The following is a 20741-nucleotide window of genomic DNA, read 5'->3' as shown; positions in this document are numbered from 1 at the left end:
TGGCTTCTACTTCTATAAACGGCGGCGATTATTGTTTTTATTTAGGAGAGATTAAGTGTTTAGAATGATTGAGAGCTAAGTCGTTCATGTAACTGACCATGATTGGGCATACCATACCAGTCAAGCAGCTGTAAAAATGGTAAATCTGCCAGACTGTCACCAAATCCAAAACTTGGTCGCTGACTGTCTAAATGATTAGCTAACAAGAACTGTACCGCATGGCGCTTATGAACTGCGTGCGGCAATATCGCTAGATTATTAGCATTCACGTGCACATAAAAATCCTGCTCAAAGTCTCGTATTAACGTTGGCAGTTTTGCAGCGAGATCTACTAATGCTTGATGGTCTTTTTGCGCATGTTTGATAGCCAGATAAATGGTTAATTCTTTATTATCAGCGCCATTACTAAAGCTATCGATATGCGGTGTAAAGACCAGCTGGCTACTGTCATTTTTGCTGTGATTCGCGAATAGCTGGCTCAGCTGCTGCAATTTTTCTTGCAATGGAGCAAGCTTACTATACATATACTGTTGCCACTGGGTTTGTAATGCCCCGTCTTCATCAAGAATAATCGCGCCATGAGTCAAAACTTGCCAACTGTCAAAAGGCAGTTTAACGCGCTGGATTTCACTACGGTCACGTGCCGTCACTACGATTAGATCAGTGCTAACAAGTAGCCAGTTAAAAAACGTGGCTTGGCGCCGACTCATAAAACTTAATGGCTCGCCTTGTTTGTTAACGGTTGCGCAAACTAAGTTTTCAGTTTCAGTGGTGGGTAAGTCCCATGCGTCAATTTTACGCTGAGTTTGAAAGAGCGTATCGTCCAAATCCATTAGCGCGTAAGGCTTGAGAATATCAGGCTTGGCTTGAAAGAATGGGCTGGTCATAAAGGTTTCCGTAAGGGTTGAATGTGAAAAGCAGAGCGGGATTTAGATGGTGGTTTTAATGGGACAGTTCTTATAAAATAATTTACAGCGTCGGACTCACCACCAATACATTATTCAAACCTTTCCACATAGCATCAACGCTATCAGCGGACGTTTCCACACACAAGACAATCAAATCCCAATCGCTAGGTGTAACGTTATACGCAAAGTTGGTCATACCAAGCCCATAATTATCATTAAAACTTAGCATCGAAGTAATTGCGCCACCAAGCGCAATCGGTGAGCGGGTCAACGCACTAAAATTAACCGTATTCTTACTATTCTCTATATGCGTATGTTGCGCAAGCCATTCCGCCAATAAAAACGGCAACCAAACAAACTCATTACTGCCCAATACTAAGATACGCTGTGGCAACTGTTCTTTATCAAACGGCTCTTTCTCAGGTTGAGCTTGCTTGTTAAAAACGTTAAAGGCAGTTTGAAACCTCAAAAGATAATGATCAAACCCATCGGTGCTATCTAGAGTGGGGAAACGTCCCCAATTACCAGTATTACCTAGAGACTGACTGCCTGCTTCAGTTGTATCAACCGATGGCATCGTTATCGGTTCGGGATTGGGCGCATCCGTCCAAGTCCATGCACCAGACAGTAGATGATGACGTTGAAAGTGGATATTGGGCAGGCGTTTTGCGATTTGGTCAGACACAGCTTCATTTGTATCGGCTGCATTCTGATTCTGGTTTAAAGACCAATCAACCAAAGTGGTAAGATGTACTTGCTCTAGTTGGTCAAGTCCTGCGTTACGAAGGGCAGTGACGACATTGACGCAAGTATTGCCCGTCGATGCTTCATCATCCACCATAATCAAGGTCTTGCTCGCTAGTAATTGCGCTTGGGTCACTGTATCTGCACTTTGATAAATGAGATGCTGGCTGGCATGACTGTGATCTTCGCTGAAAGTGGTTAATAAAGAGTCGCTGCTACTGTTTTTATTGTCATCATGTTGCGCATGACGCGTAGAGTTCAATAGTAAGGCATTGGGATAACGCGTTTGCAGCGCTTGGTGCACACCGGCCGATAAGCCAACCGCCGTCTCTGCCATACCGATGACTAAAATCGGCTCAGGCAAATCGCTAGGAACCAAATTCGCCAAGTCAGTAAAAGCATGACGCATGGTACTAGGAGCCACTGGAACATGACGACCTAATACTTTTGAGACAAACAAAAAGGCACGTTTTGGGTTAATGCGTTGTGCAAAGCCAAGTAAGTCTTCTAATTGATAATCGTCACTTGGTTCTGCCCCATTTCTCGTAGTGGCTGAATTGGTTTGATAGGTCAAATCCAGCGTACCGCGAGGTAGAGTGATGCTGGTGATTTGTTTTGGTTGTTCTCGTTTTAATAATTGATTAGTCATCGCTAATTTCTATTCCGTATTGTTCGCACATTTCTCTCAATCCGCCTTTTACATCTTGATTAATGGCAGAAAAATTCCACCCGCTTTTTACTCTTGTGAGGTTGAATAACTTTAGACCTTTTCCTTTTTTCTGACTGATGTCAAAGCCACTTTTAAACAGAATATCTCCTTTACCATCTCCGTTGTTTCGGCAATAGTTTTGTATCTGTACATGAACAAACTGGTTTTTTTGGTCTATTGATATACGATGTGCATTTGTCGATAAGACAATCATTAATTGAGTTATCTCTGTAGGTAGCTTGTGTAAGGAACATTCAATTCGTGTAATTGCTATTAAAGGAGAGTTTTGTTGCTGTAGTTCTATAGTGTGATTTTTATCATGAGTTTGACCATAGAAAATCAAATCATCATCATTTGTAACACTCCCCTTTGCATAAAGCTTAAATAAAGCAACATCAATAACATTGGATGCTTCAATTCTAATATTTGTTAGAAATGAAGGTATAATTAAGGGTGTATGACTCCTACATTCTATCGTATTATGCTGCTTGTTTTTAATAGAGGGTTGATGTTCTACTGCTTTTCTATTAGACACATTTATAGAGTTTTTTGAGCGTACTGAAAGTGTGGTTTCAGTTTTTCTAACTTCAAATAAATCGATAGTTCTAAGAAGTGCAGATATACTATCATAGCCATAGTTTTTTGAATCAAAATCTGGATAATGCTCTTTCATACCTTTTCCAACCAAACCTAAATTTAGCCAACACTGAGCATCTGCTTTAGGATGATCAATAATAGAGGCGCGTAAGCTATTTAGTAGCTTAGTGTCACACTTTAGGCGTTTCTCATCCCAAGCCTCCACTGACTTATTGGTTGCTTCAGTAGTGCTTTGAGTGATTTTTTTATTAGCAGAAGAAGGAAGGTTGATTGAGCTTTCAACCATTTTTGGAGTTGGCAGCAAATCCTCTACATAAAAAAAGGTATCGCAAGCTTGTGAAAACGCGCTGACTGTACTGCGTTTGCCGAAGCCGAATACTTTGACATGATTTTTGCGAATACGGAGCGCGAGTGACGTAAAATCGCTATCACTTGATATCAGACAAAATCCATCATAAATATTGCTATATAACAAATCCATGGCTTCAATGACCATGCCGATATCGGTCGCATTTTTGCCTTTTACATAAGCGAAATGCTGCATAGGGTCGATGGCATATTTCAGTAAGGCGTCTTGCCAACTTTGAATATGGGCATTGCCCCAGTCACCATAGATTTTTTTGCAGGTGATATGGCCAAGTTTTTTTATTTCTTCCAAGATATACCCGATATTTTTTGCTGAAGCATTATCGGCATCGATTAGTACGGCAATATTCTGTAGCTGAGCGGACATTACTATTTCCTAAAGCATTTTCAAAGGGTTATTTTATATTTTTTGCAGTTATCTTTGATTACTTAACCCTGACAACCTACCAACCACAAAGCACCGCGACTTTGTTTGCTTAATTGCGGCGTGGTCAGCGGCGTAGCTGTCGTGCGTAACATGCCAGATGAGTCAGATAAATTATCTAAACTAATTCCAGCGCTCGCGAGTAGGGCGGATAATAACTGAAATTTCACTGCATAGTTCATATTTTGTGCATGCTCATGGACGAGGCTGGACGTTACCATGCCGATAACTTCGCCAGTCGGCAGTAATAAAGGGCTGCCACTAGAGCCTGGCTGAATAGGCGCAGTAAATTGCAGATAGCGAATATCATCGCCAAACCCTGTCAGTCCTGAGATGCAGCCTTGCGTTACTTGTAATTGGCTACTCAATCCTGATAACGGAAATCCCAAGGTGGTGATGGTTTCACCTAAATTATCAGTACAACGCTGTGCTAAGGGTAAATAACTTGGCAGCGGCTCGCTTACTCTAATAATGGCTGAATCACTACCGATATCGCTGAGCACCACTTGCGCCTCACGATCGGGCTGCCCTTGCTGACGCACACCAATCATTGCCGCCGATTCAATGACATGATAACAAGTCAGTAAATGATAGGGATCGATAGCAAATGCTGTCCCTGTCCAAGTTTCACCAGACTGAACTTGTCTGGGCGGACGTGCGTCACTGTTAGGATAACCTTGCTGCTGTGCGCGCTGGGCATCTTGGATAAGGGCATGCGTATCTGGCGGACGCATATCAAGGCTCACTTGTACATGATGCTCAAGACTTGCCAGTCCTTGGGTGGAGCTTTCACCAAGGGCGCGGCATTTAAATTGTCCATTGCGTCGGTATATCTCTAATATGATCGCCGCTTTAACATGGCGCTCACTTGCGGTAAATTCATAACAAATATCGCCCTCATTGAGTGTTAAGCTTACTTTGCTCAATTCAACGGCAGGTAAGTTTAGGCTTGGCTCATGATAAACATAAGCAATCAGTTGTAAAAAGCTTGCACCTTGTTTATCAAACAATGCAGGCAAATCCAATTGCCATGCATTTGGATTATCTTTGCTATTGAGCTGCGCCCATTCCTTCTGTTCATGAAGATAAGCAGGACTACAAGCGGCTTTTCGATGCTCATCCAAAGGCAGCCATAATAGCCCAAGCTGCTCGCCAAACTTTGACTGATCTGTCGTTGCAAAGGCGACCGAACAATTCGCTGTCGCGATGACCGTATTTGCCCCTAACACTAACGTGGTTTGTGCTGTCATCGTTTGCCTCTTATTGAATATATTCGGTTGCCATGGATGTCTTATTGTCGATTCATTGCCGTCAGCTTTTTATATTATTATTTTGACTTATTCAGTGATGTCTTCTTCAACCTTTACACCGACCATAATAGAGCGTACTTGGCAGGGGGTTATTTGTTGCGCGATATCAGCCAGTATCGGTTTATCGGTTAAGCCTAGCCAATAAGCAAATCCAACTTGGGTCAAATCCACACCGCTGTGGGTGGTGTAATCAATGCCACCAGAAGGGCGGCTATTAATCTCAAGCACACGGTGATGACCGTCATCATCGGCTTTGGTTTGGACACTGACGATGCCATCGCAGCCAAAGGCTTTTATGAGTGGAATGACGACATCCATGACCGCTTGCTCGTAGCCGATATGCTGGATTTTCCCTGTTTTATAGCGGGTGACAGCAGCCAATACTTCGCCATATTCACAGACGACATCGATAGAGTACTCTTGCCCTGATAAGTAAGGCATTAGCAGCATGGGAATTGGGCGTTCCTGCACCATGACACTGTTAGCATAAGCATTGATAAATTGCGCCGTATTTATTTTCTTCTCTTCGGTAAAGTATAAATGCTCAAAGCTATCGTACTGTTCCCCATCATTTTTGGCTAAATCTAATCGCCAAAACCCTTGAGCGAAAATACCCGTAACCGGTTTGACGCATAATGGTTGGTGACCGTACGTAGCAAGTAATGCTTCAAGCTCTGCGACATTATCAAAGCGCCACGCCTCGGCAACGGGAATATCATGCTCATGACACTGCTGCATAAAGGCAAACTTATCATCTATCACTTCTAACGCTGCCACACTCGCTGCACCCGTCAATAAACGAATACCCGCTGCGACAAACGCCTCACGCTGGGCTTCGTAATCAATACCATTGCGTCCAGTGAGCAACACTTTGACGTTGTTTTTCTGCGCTTGTTCTAACACAAACTGCCAACGCGGCATCAATGGCTCAACAGATTCGAGCACTGCTTGCTCATCGTTATCTGCGGTGCTAGTAGAAGGCTCGCGGTAAACGCTGTCAGCAAATTCAAAAATCTCAGGTCTATTGTGTCGGTGTGAAGCGATAATGTTAAACGGAGTATCAGCGTGATTTTTTAGGGTTTGCAGGCTGGCTAACATATCACGCTGGCTTGACTGACCTTCAGCTAACCAAACGGCAGGTGATGCGGCAGTTGATGTTATATGATCGTTATCGTTAGCAGGGGTTTTCATAATTCTCTCAGCATTATCGTAGGTTTTAGATATAATTGAATAACTCACTATCGTCATCGCAACACCATCAGGAATATAAGCAAGCCGTAATATTGCTAATAGTAGGGGCTATTATATACAAATGCTAAGCGTTATAAATGCTGCTGACAAAATAGCATGAAGGATTTGTAAAAATATTTTTTAGGGTCATTGGCATGTTATTGAACGGTCGTACGCTTTAAAAATCAGCGGCCATCCATGCTACTATATGACAATTATTAGCATAACAAACACACGCACATAATAAATAATTCAAAGGATGTATGATGAGCCAAATCCAACCTCAACAACTGATTGCTGGTGCCAATGCGCCACTGCCAACAGATCATATTAGCATTCGTATTTTAAGCCAAAGTGCGGTCGATTGCGCGGCATATCGCCTGACAACTGATGGTAAAGTACGCGGTGATGGCGACATGATATTTTATGGGCAGACACGTAGCGATGATGACAGTGTGAGTTTCCGTGGTCATGATAGCGATGGGTTTTTTGATATTAATTTACCTGCCCAGCCTGCAAATATCGAGAAGATAGCATTAGCATTTTCTAGTGCGCAGCCGCTTGCACAAGTTGGTGATGTCGATATTCAAGTATTGCAAGGCAGTCAAGTGCTGATGACTTGCCAACTAAGTGCTGCCGGACGTAATGAAAAAGCGATTATTTTAGCGGAATGTTATCGCCGCCAAGGTAGCTGGAAGTTCCGTTTTATTGCCCAAGGTTTTGAAGGAGGGCTGAAGCCTTTGTCTGAGCATTTTGGTGTTGAAATTGCCGATGAAGCGCCCGCTCAAAGCCCTGTACAAGACCAGTCACAAGGTCAAGCTCAGCCCATCAATACGCAGCGCCCAATTAATACGCAGAAAGCAGGTAGTGCACCTCAAACAAGCACGCCGCCGCCGATTCCTACAGCTTCTCCAAATCCGTCAATTAACTTAAGCAAAATCACTTTAACCAAAAATCAGTCTAGCATCAACCTAAAGAAACGTGATGACTTTGGTAAAATCTCTGTCAACTTAAACTGGAACCAAAATCCAACTGCCAATCAGCAAGCACCCAAAAAAGGCTTGTTAGGCGATCTTTTCAAACAACATAAAGCGGGCGGTATTGACCTTGATGTTGGGGCGATGATTCATCTGAAAAATGGTGAAAAAACCTTGATTCAGGCCTTGGGCAATCGCTTTGGTAGCTTAACATCAGCGCCTTACGTGTGTTTGCGTGCCGATGATAGAACTGGACAAGTCAGCGGCGGTGAGTGGCTCGATATTAATGGGCAACAGTGGTCGCAGATTGAAGAAGTCTTTATCTTTGCTTTCATCTATGAAGGTGCACCCAATTGGGCGCAAACAGATGGTGTCGTGACCATTCATGTGCCCGACCAACCCCCGATTGAGACACGTTTGACAGAAGGGACAGGTAATTTGCCAATGTGTGCGATTGCGCGTCTGGTCAATCAGCAAGGTAGTATCAACGTTGAACGTATTAACCAGTATTTTAAAGGCCATCAAGAGATGGATAAAGCCTTTAACTGGGGCTTTAGCTGGAAGCGAGGGAGTAAATAACAGCGTTAAAAATATTCTTTAGCATATGTAAAAAAACAGCCCATCTAATCGTAGATGGGCTGTTTTTTCTCAATAACGTTGCTTCAAGAGCTCATTTTAACGGATGAACGCTAATCCAACTAAAGCTTTGAATCCTTTACGCATGCGGCGTGATAGCAGGCATCAAGTCATGAAAAGTACGACCAGAAGCCGTTTCACCAATCGCATGCATTTTCCACTCGTTATTATGACGATATACTTTTGCCATAATCATCGCGGTATGCCCACCTTGCGCTGATAAATTGTAGCGCGCGACTTCCTGATTGTTATTGGCATTGACGATACGACAAAATGCATTTTCTACCGTTTCAAACGTTTGACCAGTGAAACTATTGACCGTAAATACTAGAGAGACGACATTGGCAGGGACCTTTGAAAGATCGACATTGATAACTTCGTCGTCACCATCGCCGTCGCCAGTGCGGTTATCACCAGTATGGACGATACTGCCATCTTTTGATTTCAGCTGACTGAACCAAATCGCATCGATGGCTTGTTTATTGGTATCAAACATGATGCACGAGGCATCTAAGTCAATCGAGTCGCCGCCGCTACCACCACCAAATAATTTGCCCAAGAACCCACCTTTTTTATCTTGAGGGTTTTGAGCAACGTCCCAGCCTAGACCCAGTTTTACTTGGGTAAGCTCGCCGCCCGCTTCTTTGCTTAGGGAGATTTTCTGACCTTTTTGTAAACTAACTGCCATGTGATATTCCTTATACTACAGTGTTATAGTAATTGTGAGTAGAGGGTTAAATAAAGTCTATGATGACGAGGAGTCGTTGTAACATACAGCTTTAAAAACATAATAATAGCTATAAGATATTGCCAAGTAAGCCGCTATTGCCGCCGCGACCGCCGGAGCTAGTCCCTAAGATGCTCTGTAGCCAGCCTTGGTAGCTATCACGATTACGAGAGCAGATAATGACTTTGCCTGAGCCTGAGAAGTTTAAAACCATACCTTCGCCACTGGTGACCGAATTGATAATATTGCCCATGAAGCCTTTTTTCTTACTGGTGGCGACTGAGAGTTTGTATTCCAAACGCGAGTCCCAACAGACCACATGACCGTTATCAATGATGACGTCTTTACCAGGTTCGACATCAATCTCAAACAATGAGCCAAAACCCGATACCACTACCTGACCTTGACCTTGCGTCTGCATCACCATAAAGCCACCAGTATCACCAAAGACGGCGCCACCTAGATTACGTTGAATCTTAGCCTTCACATCGACACCCGTTTGCGCCGCGACAAATGCGCCATCGCTTAAAGTATATTGCTGCGCACCGCAATCAATGATTTGCATATCACCGTCGAGCGTTGGCGCAAGTAAACAATCGCCTTCACCGTTCACGGCTTCAATCTGCTGCTGAAATAAGGATTCATCATTGGCAAAACGGCGCATAAGTGATTGCATCAGACCGCCTTGCAGCTTACCTTTTAGCTCAAGGTTTGATTCCATCATCACCATTGCATTGGCTTCACAATAGATGGAGTCGCCTTTTTTGAGATTACAATGAAGAAATGGTTCAATGGTACCGATTAAGCTAAACGTGGCGGTCATAGGGTGCGAATCCTTATATCAGTATTCTATATGTTTGTAAGTCATGTCTGTAAGTCGGCTTAACCATAGATTTTCGCTAGCCTATTACTTTTAAAGCCATCAAATGCGATAGTAGGGCACACTTGATGGCTTTTCGGGCTTATATTATTAGTGCTAAATGTTAGTCAGCTCTTAAACATTAACGCCATAAGAAGCCGCTAATGGTCCAAGACCACCGCTGAAGCCTTGACCGACGGCACGGAATTTCCAGTCACCACTATGGCGATATAATTCACCAAAAATCATCGCGGTTTCGGTGCTACCGTCTTCTGATAAGTCATAACGTGCGATTTCAGCATCACCATTGTCATTAACAACACGGATGTAAGCGTCACCCACTTGACCAAAGTTTTGATTGCGGCTTTGACCTTCATAAATAATCGCACAGATAGCGACTTTGCTCACGTCAGCTGGAATGCTAGCAAGATTGATTTTGATTTTTTCATCATCGCCGTCGCCTTCACCAGTACGGTTATCACCTGTGTGCTCAACCGCGCCATTGTCTGACTTTAAGTTGTTAAAAAAGATGAAATCTTGGTCATTACGTACTTTGCCCGCTTCATTGACCAAAAAGCCAATCGCATCTAAGTCAAACTCTTGACCATCAGTAGCACGTGGATCCCAGCCAAGACCGACTGTAATATTGGTTAAACCCGGCGCTTCTTTTGATAAGTTTACGTTGCCGCCTTTTGTTAAGCTAATAGCCATATAAATATCCTTTTGATTAATAATTGAGTGGATTGAATGATAAAAAAATAAACTAAAATAGTGCAGTGGTCGATATATAAATGCAAACAATGAATAAATTTACTCGTATGCCACGCCCTGCATATCATTACGATTTACTATACTAAGCGATTGCTTACTAAGCAAGGCGTATTTTGTGTGATTACGATATGATTACTAAGGGACATATCAATGCTGCAAGTCTGATACTTTTTAACCGTCCGAGCAACAGTCGTTAAGGTGTTGTTATCAAAAAGTAAATTAGATCGTCAGGCAGTGCAACATAAAAAAGCACTTATTCAACGGGTGTCAAATAAGTGCTTTAAAGCAAAAACGGGTCATACCAACTGCTTTGGTACAACCCGTCTATTTTTAAACTAACTTTATCTATCCACTTTATACTGTTTGATATTAAAAATTTTTGCTTGGTTTTTTAACATCGAACGAGCATCAAGTAATTGATTTGGCTTCTCGCTTACGATAATTAAGTGAAGCGACAAACGCCCAACCAATAAAGGTAATACCAATCAGACCAGTGATAAGCTCTGGTACATGGAATTTCACTGATAGCAGCATGATGATAGCTAAAGCACCGATAGCATAATGCGCGCCATGCTCAAGATAGACATATTCATCAAGGGTGCCTTTGTCGACCAAGAAGATAGTCATCGAACGTACGAACATCGCACCAATAGCCAGACCTAGCATGATTACGATTACGTCATTAGTAATCGCAAATGCGCCAATCACGCCATCGAAACTGAATGAAGCATCAAGGACTTCTAGATATAAGAAACCGATAATACCACCTTTCATAATCGCGCTAGTTGCAGCACCAGTACTATTACCTTGAGCATCTAATTCTTCTTCAAGGTCACCCTCTAACATACCAGAGACCACTTGTACGCCAAGGTAAACTAAGATACCCCATACGCCAGCGATTAGGACCGCAGCTGATTGCTCAGGCTTGGCAAATGATACGGCAATCATCAAGACGATAAGCGCGACAAACACGCTCATGGCATCGACTTTACCTAATTTTGCCAGACGGCTTTCAAGCCAATCGAACCAGTGTACTTCTTTTTCATCAAAGATGAAGTTTAAGAAAACCAGTAATAAGAAAATACCACCAAATGCTGAGATTTCGGCATGATGCGCCAATAGTCTGGCTGAGTATTCTTTAGGATCGTTCAAAGCCAGATCGATTACTTGCATCATACCAAGGTCGGCAGTAACAGCGACGATAACAATAGGGAATACCAAGCGCATACCAAAGACGGCGATTAAAATACCCACCGTTAAAAATATCTTTTTCCAAAACTCGTCCCAGCCTTTAAGGACTGAGGCGTTGACCACCGCATTATCAAACGATAATGAAATCTCCATGACGGCCAAAATAGCAGTAATAGATAGGGTGGTTATCATACCGCCCATACCGCCATGTGAATATCCCCACCATGCCGCGACCGCTAGGGCGATGGCTGTGAAAATAAAGTCTAAATAAAAATGTCTCATGACACATCCTGTCTGGTTGCATAAAGCTAAGGTCGGCCTACTATAGGCACAAACCACAAAAAAAGCGGTTATCGCTAACCACTTTTTTTGCATAATTCTAAACGAAACATAAAGCATTACTAGTCATTTAGCTATGAATAATTGTGACTATTTTGCAACCATATTTTACAGCCATTATCATTGCTAATGGTGAGTACAAATAGAGGGCTAATACTTGCTTTATATTTTGAGTTTAATTGTCATATAGTAGTCTAAGCATGAATAAGTTATCAAATTAGATAACAACGCCATACTGTTGACACATGGCTTGCAAGCCGCCTGAATAGCCTTGACCAACGGCACGGAATTTCCATTCACCGTTGTGACGATAGACTTCGCCAAATACCATGGCTGTTTCAACAGAGTAATCTTCTGCCAAATCAAAACGTACCACTTCAGTGCCTGTCTCTTCATTCACGACACGAATAAAGGCATTGGCAACTTGACCAAAGTTTTGACTACGAGCCGCCGCATCATGAATAGTGACAGTGACGACAATTTTATCCACATCAGCAGGTACTTGAGTCAGATTTACTTTAACGACTTCATCATCTCCATCACCTTCGCCAGTGCGGTTATCACCAGTATGCTCAACCGCGCCATTATCAGACTTAAGCTGGTTATAGAAAATGAAGTCATGGTCGCCGCGTACTTTACCTGCCGTATTCAGTAAAAACACACTGGCATCCAAATCAAACTCAGCACCAGAAGTTGCGCGTTCATCCCAACCAAGACCGATAAGCAGCTTGGTTAAATTTGGATCAGTCTTGGTGAGCGATAAGTTACCGCCTTTATTAAGTGATAAAGCCATGGGATTGTCCTTATTATTAAAGTAAAAGGTTATTAGAGTAGGGAGAGGGGCAATAAAAGCAATAGCAATGCAAGCTATCAGACGTAAGCTAAAGTAGCAAAATCGATAGTGGGATTGAACTGGTCGAAAAATTATATAGTCAAGGAATTTTAGAATCGCTACAAGGCGACCGACCGCAGATAGTACACTGAGTACATCTAGGGCGGGTAACACCGTAGCGGTTTAAAAGTGCTCTGACTATAGCTGCAAAACGATTGCTTAATGACGCTCTATCATAACAACAAAAAATGACCCAATCAAAGCCGATTGGGTCATTGTTATGTGTACGACAAGACTGACTATAAAAGATGGCGTCTAAATGCGGTGGTTAACCTTTATATCCATCCATAAACTTAAATTATCAGCCCTGACGATGACGAATCTCAAAACTTTGATGAATAGGCTTTTTAATATCAAAATCAAAACCAATGGTTTTTTGCGTGATATCGACAATATCATAACGCTCAGTTAGTTGCTCATCGAGCTCAAAGCGGGTAAAGTTATTTGAAAAATACAAAATCCCGTCAGAGGTCAAGCGGTTCATCGCACGATTAATGAGGGCAGAGTGGTCGCGCTGCACATCAAAGGTACCTTGGAACTTTTTCGAATTCGAAAAGGTCGGTGGATCGATAAAGATAATATCAAATTGTTCAGTATTGTCTTTAATCCATTCAAAGATATCAGCTGCGACGAATTGATATTTATTGCGGCTAACGTCCAGACCATTTAATACAAAGTTTTGCTTGCCCCAGTCTAGATAGTTCTGTGACAAGTCAACGCTAGTGACTTTTTTCGCGCCAGCAAGCGCCGCATGCACACTTGCCGTACAGGTATAAGCAAATAAGTTCAGTACGGATTTATTACGACTGTTGTCTTTGATACGGGCACGCATATTACGGTGATCAATGAACAAACCCGTATCTAAATAGTCCGTAAAGTTGACGTAAAAATACGCACCATCTTCACGTGCAACATGAAATTTACCACGCTTTTCTGTGGTGTTCTGTTTGCTATATTGGTCATTACCAGACTGGCGTGCACGAGTCTTGATGAATATTTGTTCACGGTTAATACCAAAAACTTCACGAATACCCATTAGTGCCAAGTTGAAGCGTTTTTTAGCAGTCTCAGGTGGAATGGTTTTTGGTGGCGCATATTCTTGCACGTGCACATAGTCGCCATATAAATCGACGGCGACTTTGAAGTCGGGCAAATCCGCATTGTAAACGCGCAAATTACTAACCTTGTCTTTTTTAGCCAACTTCTTCAGCTTGGACAGGTTTTTCTGCAAGCGGTTGATAAAGTCTTGTCCCTCTTCCACTTCAATTTCACGTTTTTCGAAGCGACTAACGAGATTGCCCGTTTGTCCCGCAATCAACGTGCCATAGCGGAAATAAACGGTGATAGCACCATTATGACAGCGTAAGGTTTTTGGTTCTTTGATAGGTAAGATATCAACTTGCTCAACATTAGATGCCAATATGCCAAGCATCGGATCAATGCCGCTACCAGCAAAGCTGTCTTGCAGAATAAGCCCAATCGCTTGATATAACGGCTTAATCATCTCTTCGTCACCCAAACGCTCACCATAAGGTGGGTTGGTGATGATGAGAGGGTTGCTCAATCGACCGTCATCGACCAATGGCTTCAGAATAGTGCTCAGTTGGTCAAGCGCACGCGTCTCAAGATCAAGCAGTGGTAGTAAATCTTGCAAACCTGCGGCAATCAGGTTTTTCTCTGTTGCTAAAATCGCGCCGCTATCGGCATCAAACCCCAAAATCAGCGGTAATGTATCTGGTTGCTCATTAGCAATTGCTAATGCTTCGCGGAAACGTGTCTGGGCATCATCGATCATCTGTTGCCATAAGGCATCGTCATGATGCTGCCATTGGTAAAAACCAAATTGATTGGCGGCTTTATCGATACCCACAGCATAATCGCAATGCATGAGTAGTGCTTCAATGATAAAGGTGCCAGACCCACACATTGGGTCAATTAGCGCATTATAAAAAGGTGCATTGCCAGCTTCATTTTTCTTGTGCCAGCCTGCACTATATAGTAGAGCCGCTGCCAAGTTTTCTTTGAGTGGCGCTTCAGTCATTGCCACACGATAACCACGGCGATGCAAACTGGTACCTGATAAATCTAAATACAGCTCAGCTTGCTTATCATTCACGGTTGCAAATATAGAAAAGTCTGGGTTTTTACTATCGACGTTAGGACGGCTGTCATAAACTTCATTGAACGTATCTGCAATCGCATCTTTGATACGTAGCATCGCAAACTGTTGACTGACGGCGACACGCTTGTCGACCGACAGACGAATCGCAAAGGTTTGCTCTAAACTAAACTGCTCAATCCAATTGACCGATTTTGCCAAGCCATAAAGTTGCTCAGCCACATCGTATTCGGCATTGATGTTTTTGCGTTTAATGAGCATTAGTACCCGCGAGGCGACACGTGACCACAAACAAATGCTATATAAGTCACGCAAAGTACCAGTAACTGCCAGACGACCTGTACTTTTGATTTCACTTGCAATACCAAAACTTGTCAGCTCAGTTTGGAGTGGTGCCTCAAGCCCATCGGCACAGGTGATAATAAGGTCAAGCGACAATTCTGGTGAAGCTGCTGTTAGAGGTGCGGGCGCGGTTGTTTCGGTCATACGGATACCTGTGGGCTAAATTGATAAGTAATGCACATCATAAAATAAGATGTTTAACCGCCAATTTTACCATAATTCAGGGCAGGATGGTTTAAAGTGGTGGTGTTTATCAAAGAGAGATTCAGCAATGTCATCTTTCACAAAATCATGCTTATCATACTAAAGATGAAAACCTTGAGCCTAAAAATTGTGGGATAAATTGTCCAAGGGATAAATAATATAATGAGCTTATTTATCCGCTTTGCTCAGTGGTGGCGTTTCTGACACGACCTGCGTTGTAGTTGCAAAAGGTTTAGTGGCAATAGGATAATCCACATCCTTTGGCATAAGCAGACGCATATGAGGGTAAGGAGTAGAAATATTAGCGGCATCAAAGGCACGCTTGATATCTTCTTTTAGACCTTCTTTAATTTTGGGCATGCGCGCGACAGCAGCAGGCTTGACCCAAAAACGCACGATAAAGAACACTCCATACTCACCAATTTCATCCACGGTGGCCGAGGTTTCAGGACGGCTGAGTACTACATCGGTATCAGTAAGCACCTGCAAAATTTCCTTGCGAGCAGTATCGACATCATCTTCAAAGGCGATACGCACACGAATATCGAAACGTATGAAGTTCTTGGAGGTTAAATTGGTCACCTCAGAGGAGGCAACGTTAGAGTTGGGAATAATGACGGTGATGTTGTCTCGAGTCAAAATATGGGTGGTACGTAACGCGATAAGGACGACGCGCCCCTCATTGTCATTGATATGAATCCAGTCACCAACCTGAAAAGATTGTTCGAGTAAAATGGTAATACCTGCAATGAAATTAGCAAGTGTTGACTGGGCAGCAAAACCGACTGCCAAGCCCACAATCCCTAAACCTGCGACCAATGAGACGATATCGAAACCAAATTGCGCCATGACGCTGGCAAGTCCGAGTACCAATAGCAGCACTGACAAGATATTTTGAAGCAGCTGCTCTATAGAAGCATTGAGACCATAATGCTGTAACACCCTATGGATAATCTGTCCAGATGACGCCCAAAGTACATAATAAATCCCCGCCCATGTACTGGCTTTTGCAGTAGCTTTGATAGTCTCTGGTTCAAAATAAATCTGACTCATAATGGCAATCAGGCTGGCAACTATCCAGATATAACGCAAGACTGAACGGACAATCTTAGTACGGCGCTCATTCAGGCGGATTTTTGTCCTACTTTGCTTAAGGATGTAAATGGCAAGCCAATAAAAAAATCCCAACACTGCCAGCAGTATTAGGATTTTGATGGCAGTACTAGCGAGCTCTACCGCTTGAGACGACCAATCAAGTGACTCTTCATCGACAGAGCCGCCAAGCGCAAGGTAGAGGCTAGTATGCAGGTCACGAACAATCTCTTTAAAAAAATCAGTAATACTAGCGATTGCCATTTTTTGGTCCATGCAGAGTTTTTAAAGTACCTCAAGTCGTCAGTGCTACCAAACACAACATGAGTGATGATTAATACGACACATCCTTGTTTTGAAAGTGTAGCTGAGCTGATGCTTAAAAGCTATCTTCCTGTGTGTCTTGGTACTGATAAGGTATTGCCATTTTGTGTTGAACATCGCGTAACGCGGTACGTAAGCCTTCTAATATCGTAGGATGATAAAAAGGCGTATCGAGCATGGCCTTAACACTCAAATCATTGGTAATCGCTGCCGCTAAAATGTGTCCAATATACTCGGCATCAGGACCCACCATACTAGCGCCTAAGATTCTATCAGTTTTTTTACAGCCATAGATATGTAGTAGACCACAGTTGACGCCCATCACGCGACTACGTCCTTGATTGTCGAAGCTGACGCTACCGATGACATATTCTAAGCTTGTATCCTGCTGAATGTCTGGTAGAGACATGCCGACGTTAACGATTTGCGGTGAGCAAAACACAATCGAGAAGGGCGTGGCGGGCGGGCGAATATGAGCGGCGTCTTCATTCTCGCAGACCATACTTCCAGCGCTATAGCCTTCATCGCTGGCCACATGCAATAGTGGGAGATTGGCGTTGGCATCACCAACGATATAGACATCTAAATCACCAATCTGACCTGTTTTTTTATTCAAGTGCTTTGGACGATCTTTGTCGTCAAGCTCAACGCCTAAATGCTCAACTCCCAGCGGTTTGATATTATTGCGGCGACCAGTCGCAACCAGTACATACTCACCTTGCCATTGTTGCAACTCTCCAGCACTGTCTTCATAATCAATGAACGCGGCTGAATGGTCATTATCCGTGGCTGTTTGCACGCCGACATCGTTGATTTTGCTACCCAAATGCATGGTCAATTCGCGGCTTAAGCAATCGATAGCTTTGTTATTGATATCATCGTCTTTGAGACCTGCAACACGTTTGAAACGATTAAACAAAGTTACTTCTACGCCTAAGCGTTTAAAGGCTTGCGCAAGCTCTAGTCCGATAGCACCTGTACCGACAACGGCCATTGTTTTCGGTAAATTTGTGAGCTCAAATATCGTATCAGAGGTGAGCATGGCGTCACCAAGCTTATCTGCCCAGCCATCTGGGATAAATGGAGAGCTGCCCGTGGCGATGATGATTTTGTCAGCGGCAATCAGCGCATCATTGACTTCAATGAATCCTCGGTGATTAATATGAGCGCGTCCTGAGATTTTTTTGTGATCAGGCCAGCTATCTACTTGAGTTTTGATGTAGCTAGCAAAATGAGCACGCTCGTCCCGAACGCGTTGCATGACTTGCTTGCCATCTATCTGGACAGTGGCATGGACGCCAAATTCAGCAGAGTGATTGGCTTCATACGCGCGATCAGCGGCGGCAATCAATAGTTTGCTTGGCATACAGCCGACCGCAATACAAGTGGTCGTCCAGAATCCGTCATTAATAATAACAACATCATCATGGGTTTTACTGGCTTGACGAAAAGCATTTTGCCCAGCAGTACCTGCACCGATAACGGCAACAGATACTTGGCGAGTAGCTTTGGATGCTGTGTTATCCGCTGTAGTATCGGATTGTTTATTCATATGATTCTCAAGTTATAAGATGTTTATTATTCAGGGCTGTTTTTTAGATGATTTTTTTAAGAGATTCCTCTGATAAGAGGTTGCTCCAAAAAATTATTAAAAAACTATTTTTAGCCTCTGATATCCAGCGTTTATCGTAATGATTATTAGCGTCTATTTTAAAATGCTTTTTTATGATTCTTGGCTTTATTGGTTAAGGTGCTAAGGTTTCAAGCAAACGTTCAGTGTAGCCTTTGGCACGTAAATTTCGCTGAGCATGAGTGAGCGTGCCATCTTTGTTAAAAACGAACGCTGAACGGACCAGCCCTAACGTTATTTTGCCGTACATATTTTTTTCTTTAATAACGTCAAAGTATTGGCATAGTTTTTCATCAGTATCGCTGATAAGGGCAATGTTTAAATCATATTTGGTGATGAATTTCTCGTGAGATTCATCACTATCACGTGAGACGCCGATAATGTCATAGCCTAAATCATCAAACTCATGGAGGTGAGCAGTAAATTCGGTTGCTTGAGTGGTGCAGCCTGGCGTACTGTCTTTTGGATAAAAGTACAGAATAAGCCCTTTATCAGTATTGGCAATCATCTCTTGGAGATTGATTTCATCATGGATAAAGTTGCCAGCAAGCTTGCGTACTATCGTCACTGGAAAGTCAGGTAAGGTTAGGTTTTCTGTGGTTGGTTTTGCCATTATAAAATCCTTATTCATTTTTGTTTATATCAGTATTTACGTCAGTGCTTACGTCGATTGATAATCTATGCTGTGTGCTTATTATAAGCAGATTAGCAGCGATTCATAATCAGTTTTACACTTTGCGCCTGTATTGACAACAAAAAAGACTGGCAATAGCCAGTCTTTTGTATATCAAACGAGGTGTGTATTATGCTGGTTTTTGTGGCTGTTTTAAATCTAAGCCAACAGTGCATTGCTGCAAATCTTTTTGCATTTTTTTGACGTAAGGCAGTCCAGACGGATCTTTTTTGTCTTGGGCATAGCTCTCAATTTCCCACATCTGACCGATGGTCATGTTGCTACGCACACCAATAGTGCAATTGCATAGTTTGGTCGCATCGCCTTTGTCAGCGACTTTATATTTGACCGCACCATTAACGCAGGTATTGATGTTATTTTGCTTAATATCGGCAGCGTTTGCTTGTGGCATCACAAAAATGGCAGCTAAAGCTAGGGGTAATAATGGCAACAACTTCATAAATATCCTCTTACGGGTAACATCAATTTTCTAAATTTTGTACTCAAAGTAAAGCAAAAGTACTCATAGTTCGTTGATTAATGTGGTTACTTATATCTTGTGATAAATGCAATCGCTCATACCATAACAAGTATGTGAGTTAAAATACAACGGCGGCGTGCTGTGTTAATGCAAGCGAATGTTTCGCTAATGTTGATTGCTATCACGCTTTCATGCAAGTGCAATCCCATCATTAACTAAGATTGATAATGGGTTGGGTCAGTGATGCCCGCCTGAGCAAATCCTTGACGGCGTAGGGCACAGCTGTCACATACACCGCAAGCAAGACCTTGTGCATCGGCTTGGTAGCAAGATATGGTTTGCCCATAATCGACGCCCAATGACAATCCAAGCTCAATGGTTTTTGCTTTTGACAGTTGCTGTAATGGTGTTTGAATGGATAAGTGATGACCGGTAACGCCCGCTTTGGTGGCAAGATTGGCCATATGCTCGAAGGCGGCAATATACTCTGGACGACAGTCAGGGTAGCCTGAGTAATCGACTGAGCTGACGCCAATGACGATATGATTGGCATCGGTCACTTCAGCAACGGCTAGCGCATAAGACAAAAATATCGTATTACGCGCAGGCACATAGGTGTTGGGAATAGCGTCGTTATCGATCTCATCACGCTTTTTATTGGGGAACTTATCCGTATCGCCATCAGGAACAATCATACTGTGATCTGTCAGCGAAGAGCCACCAAGCTGAGCGATATCAATATCAATGATTCTATGATTGACCTCGGCAGTCTCAGCGATGGCTTTTGCCGCGACCAGCTCACTATTGTGGCGTTGACCATAATTAAAACTGACCGCAGTCACCGACGCATAACGTGCCTTGGCCCAATACAAACAAGTCACCGAATCAAGCCCGCCTGACAGCAGCACAACGGCATTTTGGCTTTTATGCAGAGCATTTAAGTCAGTATCGAAGGCTTGATTATTAGAGGTACTTTGCGAAGTAACATTAGTCATAGTGGTATCTATTATTGGTTTGCGAAATGGGTTTGCGAAAAACGCCTATTTTAGCAAAAATACGCTCACTACAGAACCACGAAGCCATTATAAATACGATATGAAACCTTAATCAGCTCAAAAGAGAAGTTTATTTATAAAAGTGTGGAGCTATCAGCAGTGTTATGGTCGAATGTTCACCATGCCCTGAGCTAAGCCATA

17 protein-coding genes are annotated in these 20741 nt (G+C 42.9%); 1 reads left to right on the top strand and 16 read right to left on the bottom strand.

The window, feature by feature from the left end; all coding sequences use genetic code 11:
* Window positions 1–59 precede the first annotated feature (59 nt).
* From ACT3S4_RS00935 to ACT3S4_RS00915, 5 genes are all read right to left on the bottom strand, one after another.
* Window positions 60–887, bottom strand: a complete 828-nt coding sequence (locus ACT3S4_RS00935) for an HAD hydrolase family protein (protein WP_444760208.1) — start codon at window positions 885–887, stop codon at window positions 60–62.
* An 82-nt stretch (window positions 888–969) separates the two neighbouring features.
* Window positions 970–2301, bottom strand: a complete 1332-nt coding sequence (locus ACT3S4_RS00930) for a phosphoribosyltransferase domain-containing protein (RefSeq protein ID WP_444760207.1) — start codon at window positions 2299–2301, stop codon at window positions 970–972.
* Window positions 2294–3691, bottom strand: a complete 1398-nt coding sequence (locus ACT3S4_RS00925) for an NYN domain-containing protein (RefSeq protein WP_444760206.1) — start codon at window positions 3689–3691, stop codon at window positions 2294–2296. Before ACT3S4_RS00925 ends, ACT3S4_RS00930 begins: the two co-directional genes overlap by 8 nt.
* Before the next feature lie 62 nt (window positions 3692–3753).
* On the bottom strand, window positions 3754–4998 hold the full coding sequence (locus ACT3S4_RS00920; RefSeq protein WP_444760205.1) for a trypsin-like peptidase domain-containing protein: 1245 nt from the start codon (window positions 4996–4998) through the stop codon (window positions 3754–3756).
* 87 nt (window positions 4999–5085) lie between these two features.
* Window positions 5086–6249, bottom strand: coding sequence for an ATP-grasp domain-containing protein (locus ACT3S4_RS00915; RefSeq protein WP_444760204.1), 1164 nt, complete (start codon window positions 6247–6249; stop codon window positions 5086–5088).
* 305 nt (window positions 6250–6554) lie between these two features.
* Here ACT3S4_RS00915 and ACT3S4_RS00910 point away from each other — a divergent pair, with 305 nt between their 5' ends.
* Window positions 6555–7844 (top strand): TerD family protein, encoded by a 1290-nt coding sequence (locus tag ACT3S4_RS00910; RefSeq protein WP_444760203.1) that lies wholly within the window; start codon window positions 6555–6557, stop codon window positions 7842–7844.
* Between the two features lie 136 nt (window positions 7845–7980).
* On the opposite strand, the gene ACT3S4_RS00905 is transcribed toward ACT3S4_RS00910, so the two are convergent.
* The 11 genes from ACT3S4_RS00905 to queC all read right to left on the bottom strand — a co-directional run bounded on the left by ACT3S4_RS00905 (window position 7981) and on the right by queC (window position 20477).
* The gene (locus ACT3S4_RS00905; RefSeq protein ID WP_444760202.1) at window positions 7981–8589 is read right to left on the bottom strand and encodes a TerD family protein; all 609 of its coding nucleotides are present in this window, start codon (window positions 8587–8589) and stop codon (window positions 7981–7983) included.
* A gap of 109 nt (window positions 8590–8698) precedes the next feature.
* Window positions 8699–9451, bottom strand: a complete 753-nt coding sequence (locus tag ACT3S4_RS00900) for a TIGR00266 family protein (RefSeq protein WP_109589145.1) — start codon at window positions 9449–9451, stop codon at window positions 8699–8701.
* Window positions 9452–9622: 171 nt separating this feature from the next.
* Window positions 9623–10198 carry a TerD family protein gene (locus tag ACT3S4_RS00895; protein WP_045445372.1) on the bottom strand — a complete coding sequence of 192 codons (576 nt, stop codon included), beginning with the start codon at window positions 10196–10198 and terminating at the stop codon, window positions 9623–9625.
* Between the two features lie 468 nt (window positions 10199–10666).
* On the bottom strand, window positions 10667–11731 hold the full coding sequence (locus ACT3S4_RS00890; protein WP_045445375.1) for a DUF475 domain-containing protein: 1065 nt from the start codon (window positions 11729–11731) through the stop codon (window positions 10667–10669).
* 274 nt (window positions 11732–12005) lie between these two features.
* Window positions 12006–12581 carry a TerD family protein gene (locus tag ACT3S4_RS00885; protein ID WP_055123872.1) on the bottom strand — a complete coding sequence of 192 codons (576 nt, stop codon included), beginning with the start codon at window positions 12579–12581 and terminating at the stop codon, window positions 12006–12008.
* A 400-nt stretch (window positions 12582–12981) separates the two neighbouring features.
* Window positions 12982–15285 carry a bifunctional 23S rRNA (guanine(2069)-N(7))-methyltransferase RlmK/23S rRNA (guanine(2445)-N(2))-methyltransferase RlmL gene (gene rlmKL / locus ACT3S4_RS00880; protein WP_372861319.1) on the bottom strand — a complete coding sequence of 768 codons (2304 nt, stop codon included), beginning with the start codon at window positions 15283–15285 and terminating at the stop codon, window positions 12982–12984.
* A 228-nt stretch (window positions 15286–15513) separates the two neighbouring features.
* Window positions 15514–16701, bottom strand: a complete 1188-nt coding sequence (locus tag ACT3S4_RS00875; protein ID WP_227681779.1) for a mechanosensitive ion channel family protein — start codon at window positions 16699–16701, stop codon at window positions 15514–15516.
* Window positions 16702–16816: 115 nt separating this feature from the next.
* A complete protein-coding gene (locus tag ACT3S4_RS00870; protein ID WP_444760201.1) occupies window positions 16817–18313 on the bottom strand; it encodes a dihydrolipoyl dehydrogenase in 1497 nt (498 codons plus the stop codon).
* A gap of 193 nt (window positions 18314–18506) precedes the next feature.
* Window positions 18507–19004 (bottom strand): peroxiredoxin, encoded by a 498-nt coding sequence (locus ACT3S4_RS00865; protein ID WP_444760200.1) that lies wholly within the window; start codon window positions 19002–19004, stop codon window positions 18507–18509.
* A gap of 190 nt (window positions 19005–19194) precedes the next feature.
* Window positions 19195–19524, bottom strand: coding sequence for a hypothetical protein (locus ACT3S4_RS00860; protein ID WP_045445384.1), 330 nt, complete (start codon window positions 19522–19524; stop codon window positions 19195–19197).
* A 236-nt stretch (window positions 19525–19760) separates the two neighbouring features.
* The gene (gene queC, locus ACT3S4_RS00855; protein WP_167541684.1) at window positions 19761–20477 is read right to left on the bottom strand and encodes a 7-cyano-7-deazaguanine synthase QueC; all 717 of its coding nucleotides are present in this window, start codon (window positions 20475–20477) and stop codon (window positions 19761–19763) included.
* Window positions 20478–20741 lie beyond the last annotated feature (264 nt).

Origin of the sequence: Psychrobacter sp. AOP30-A2-5 (assembly GCF_052378115.1) — a bacterium.
In the GTDB taxonomy this organism is placed as follows: Bacteria; Pseudomonadota; Gammaproteobacteria; order Pseudomonadales; family Moraxellaceae; genus Psychrobacter.
The sequence above is the reverse complement of the archived record's forward strand: the minus strand, read 5'-3'. Positions and strand labels throughout refer to the sequence as shown.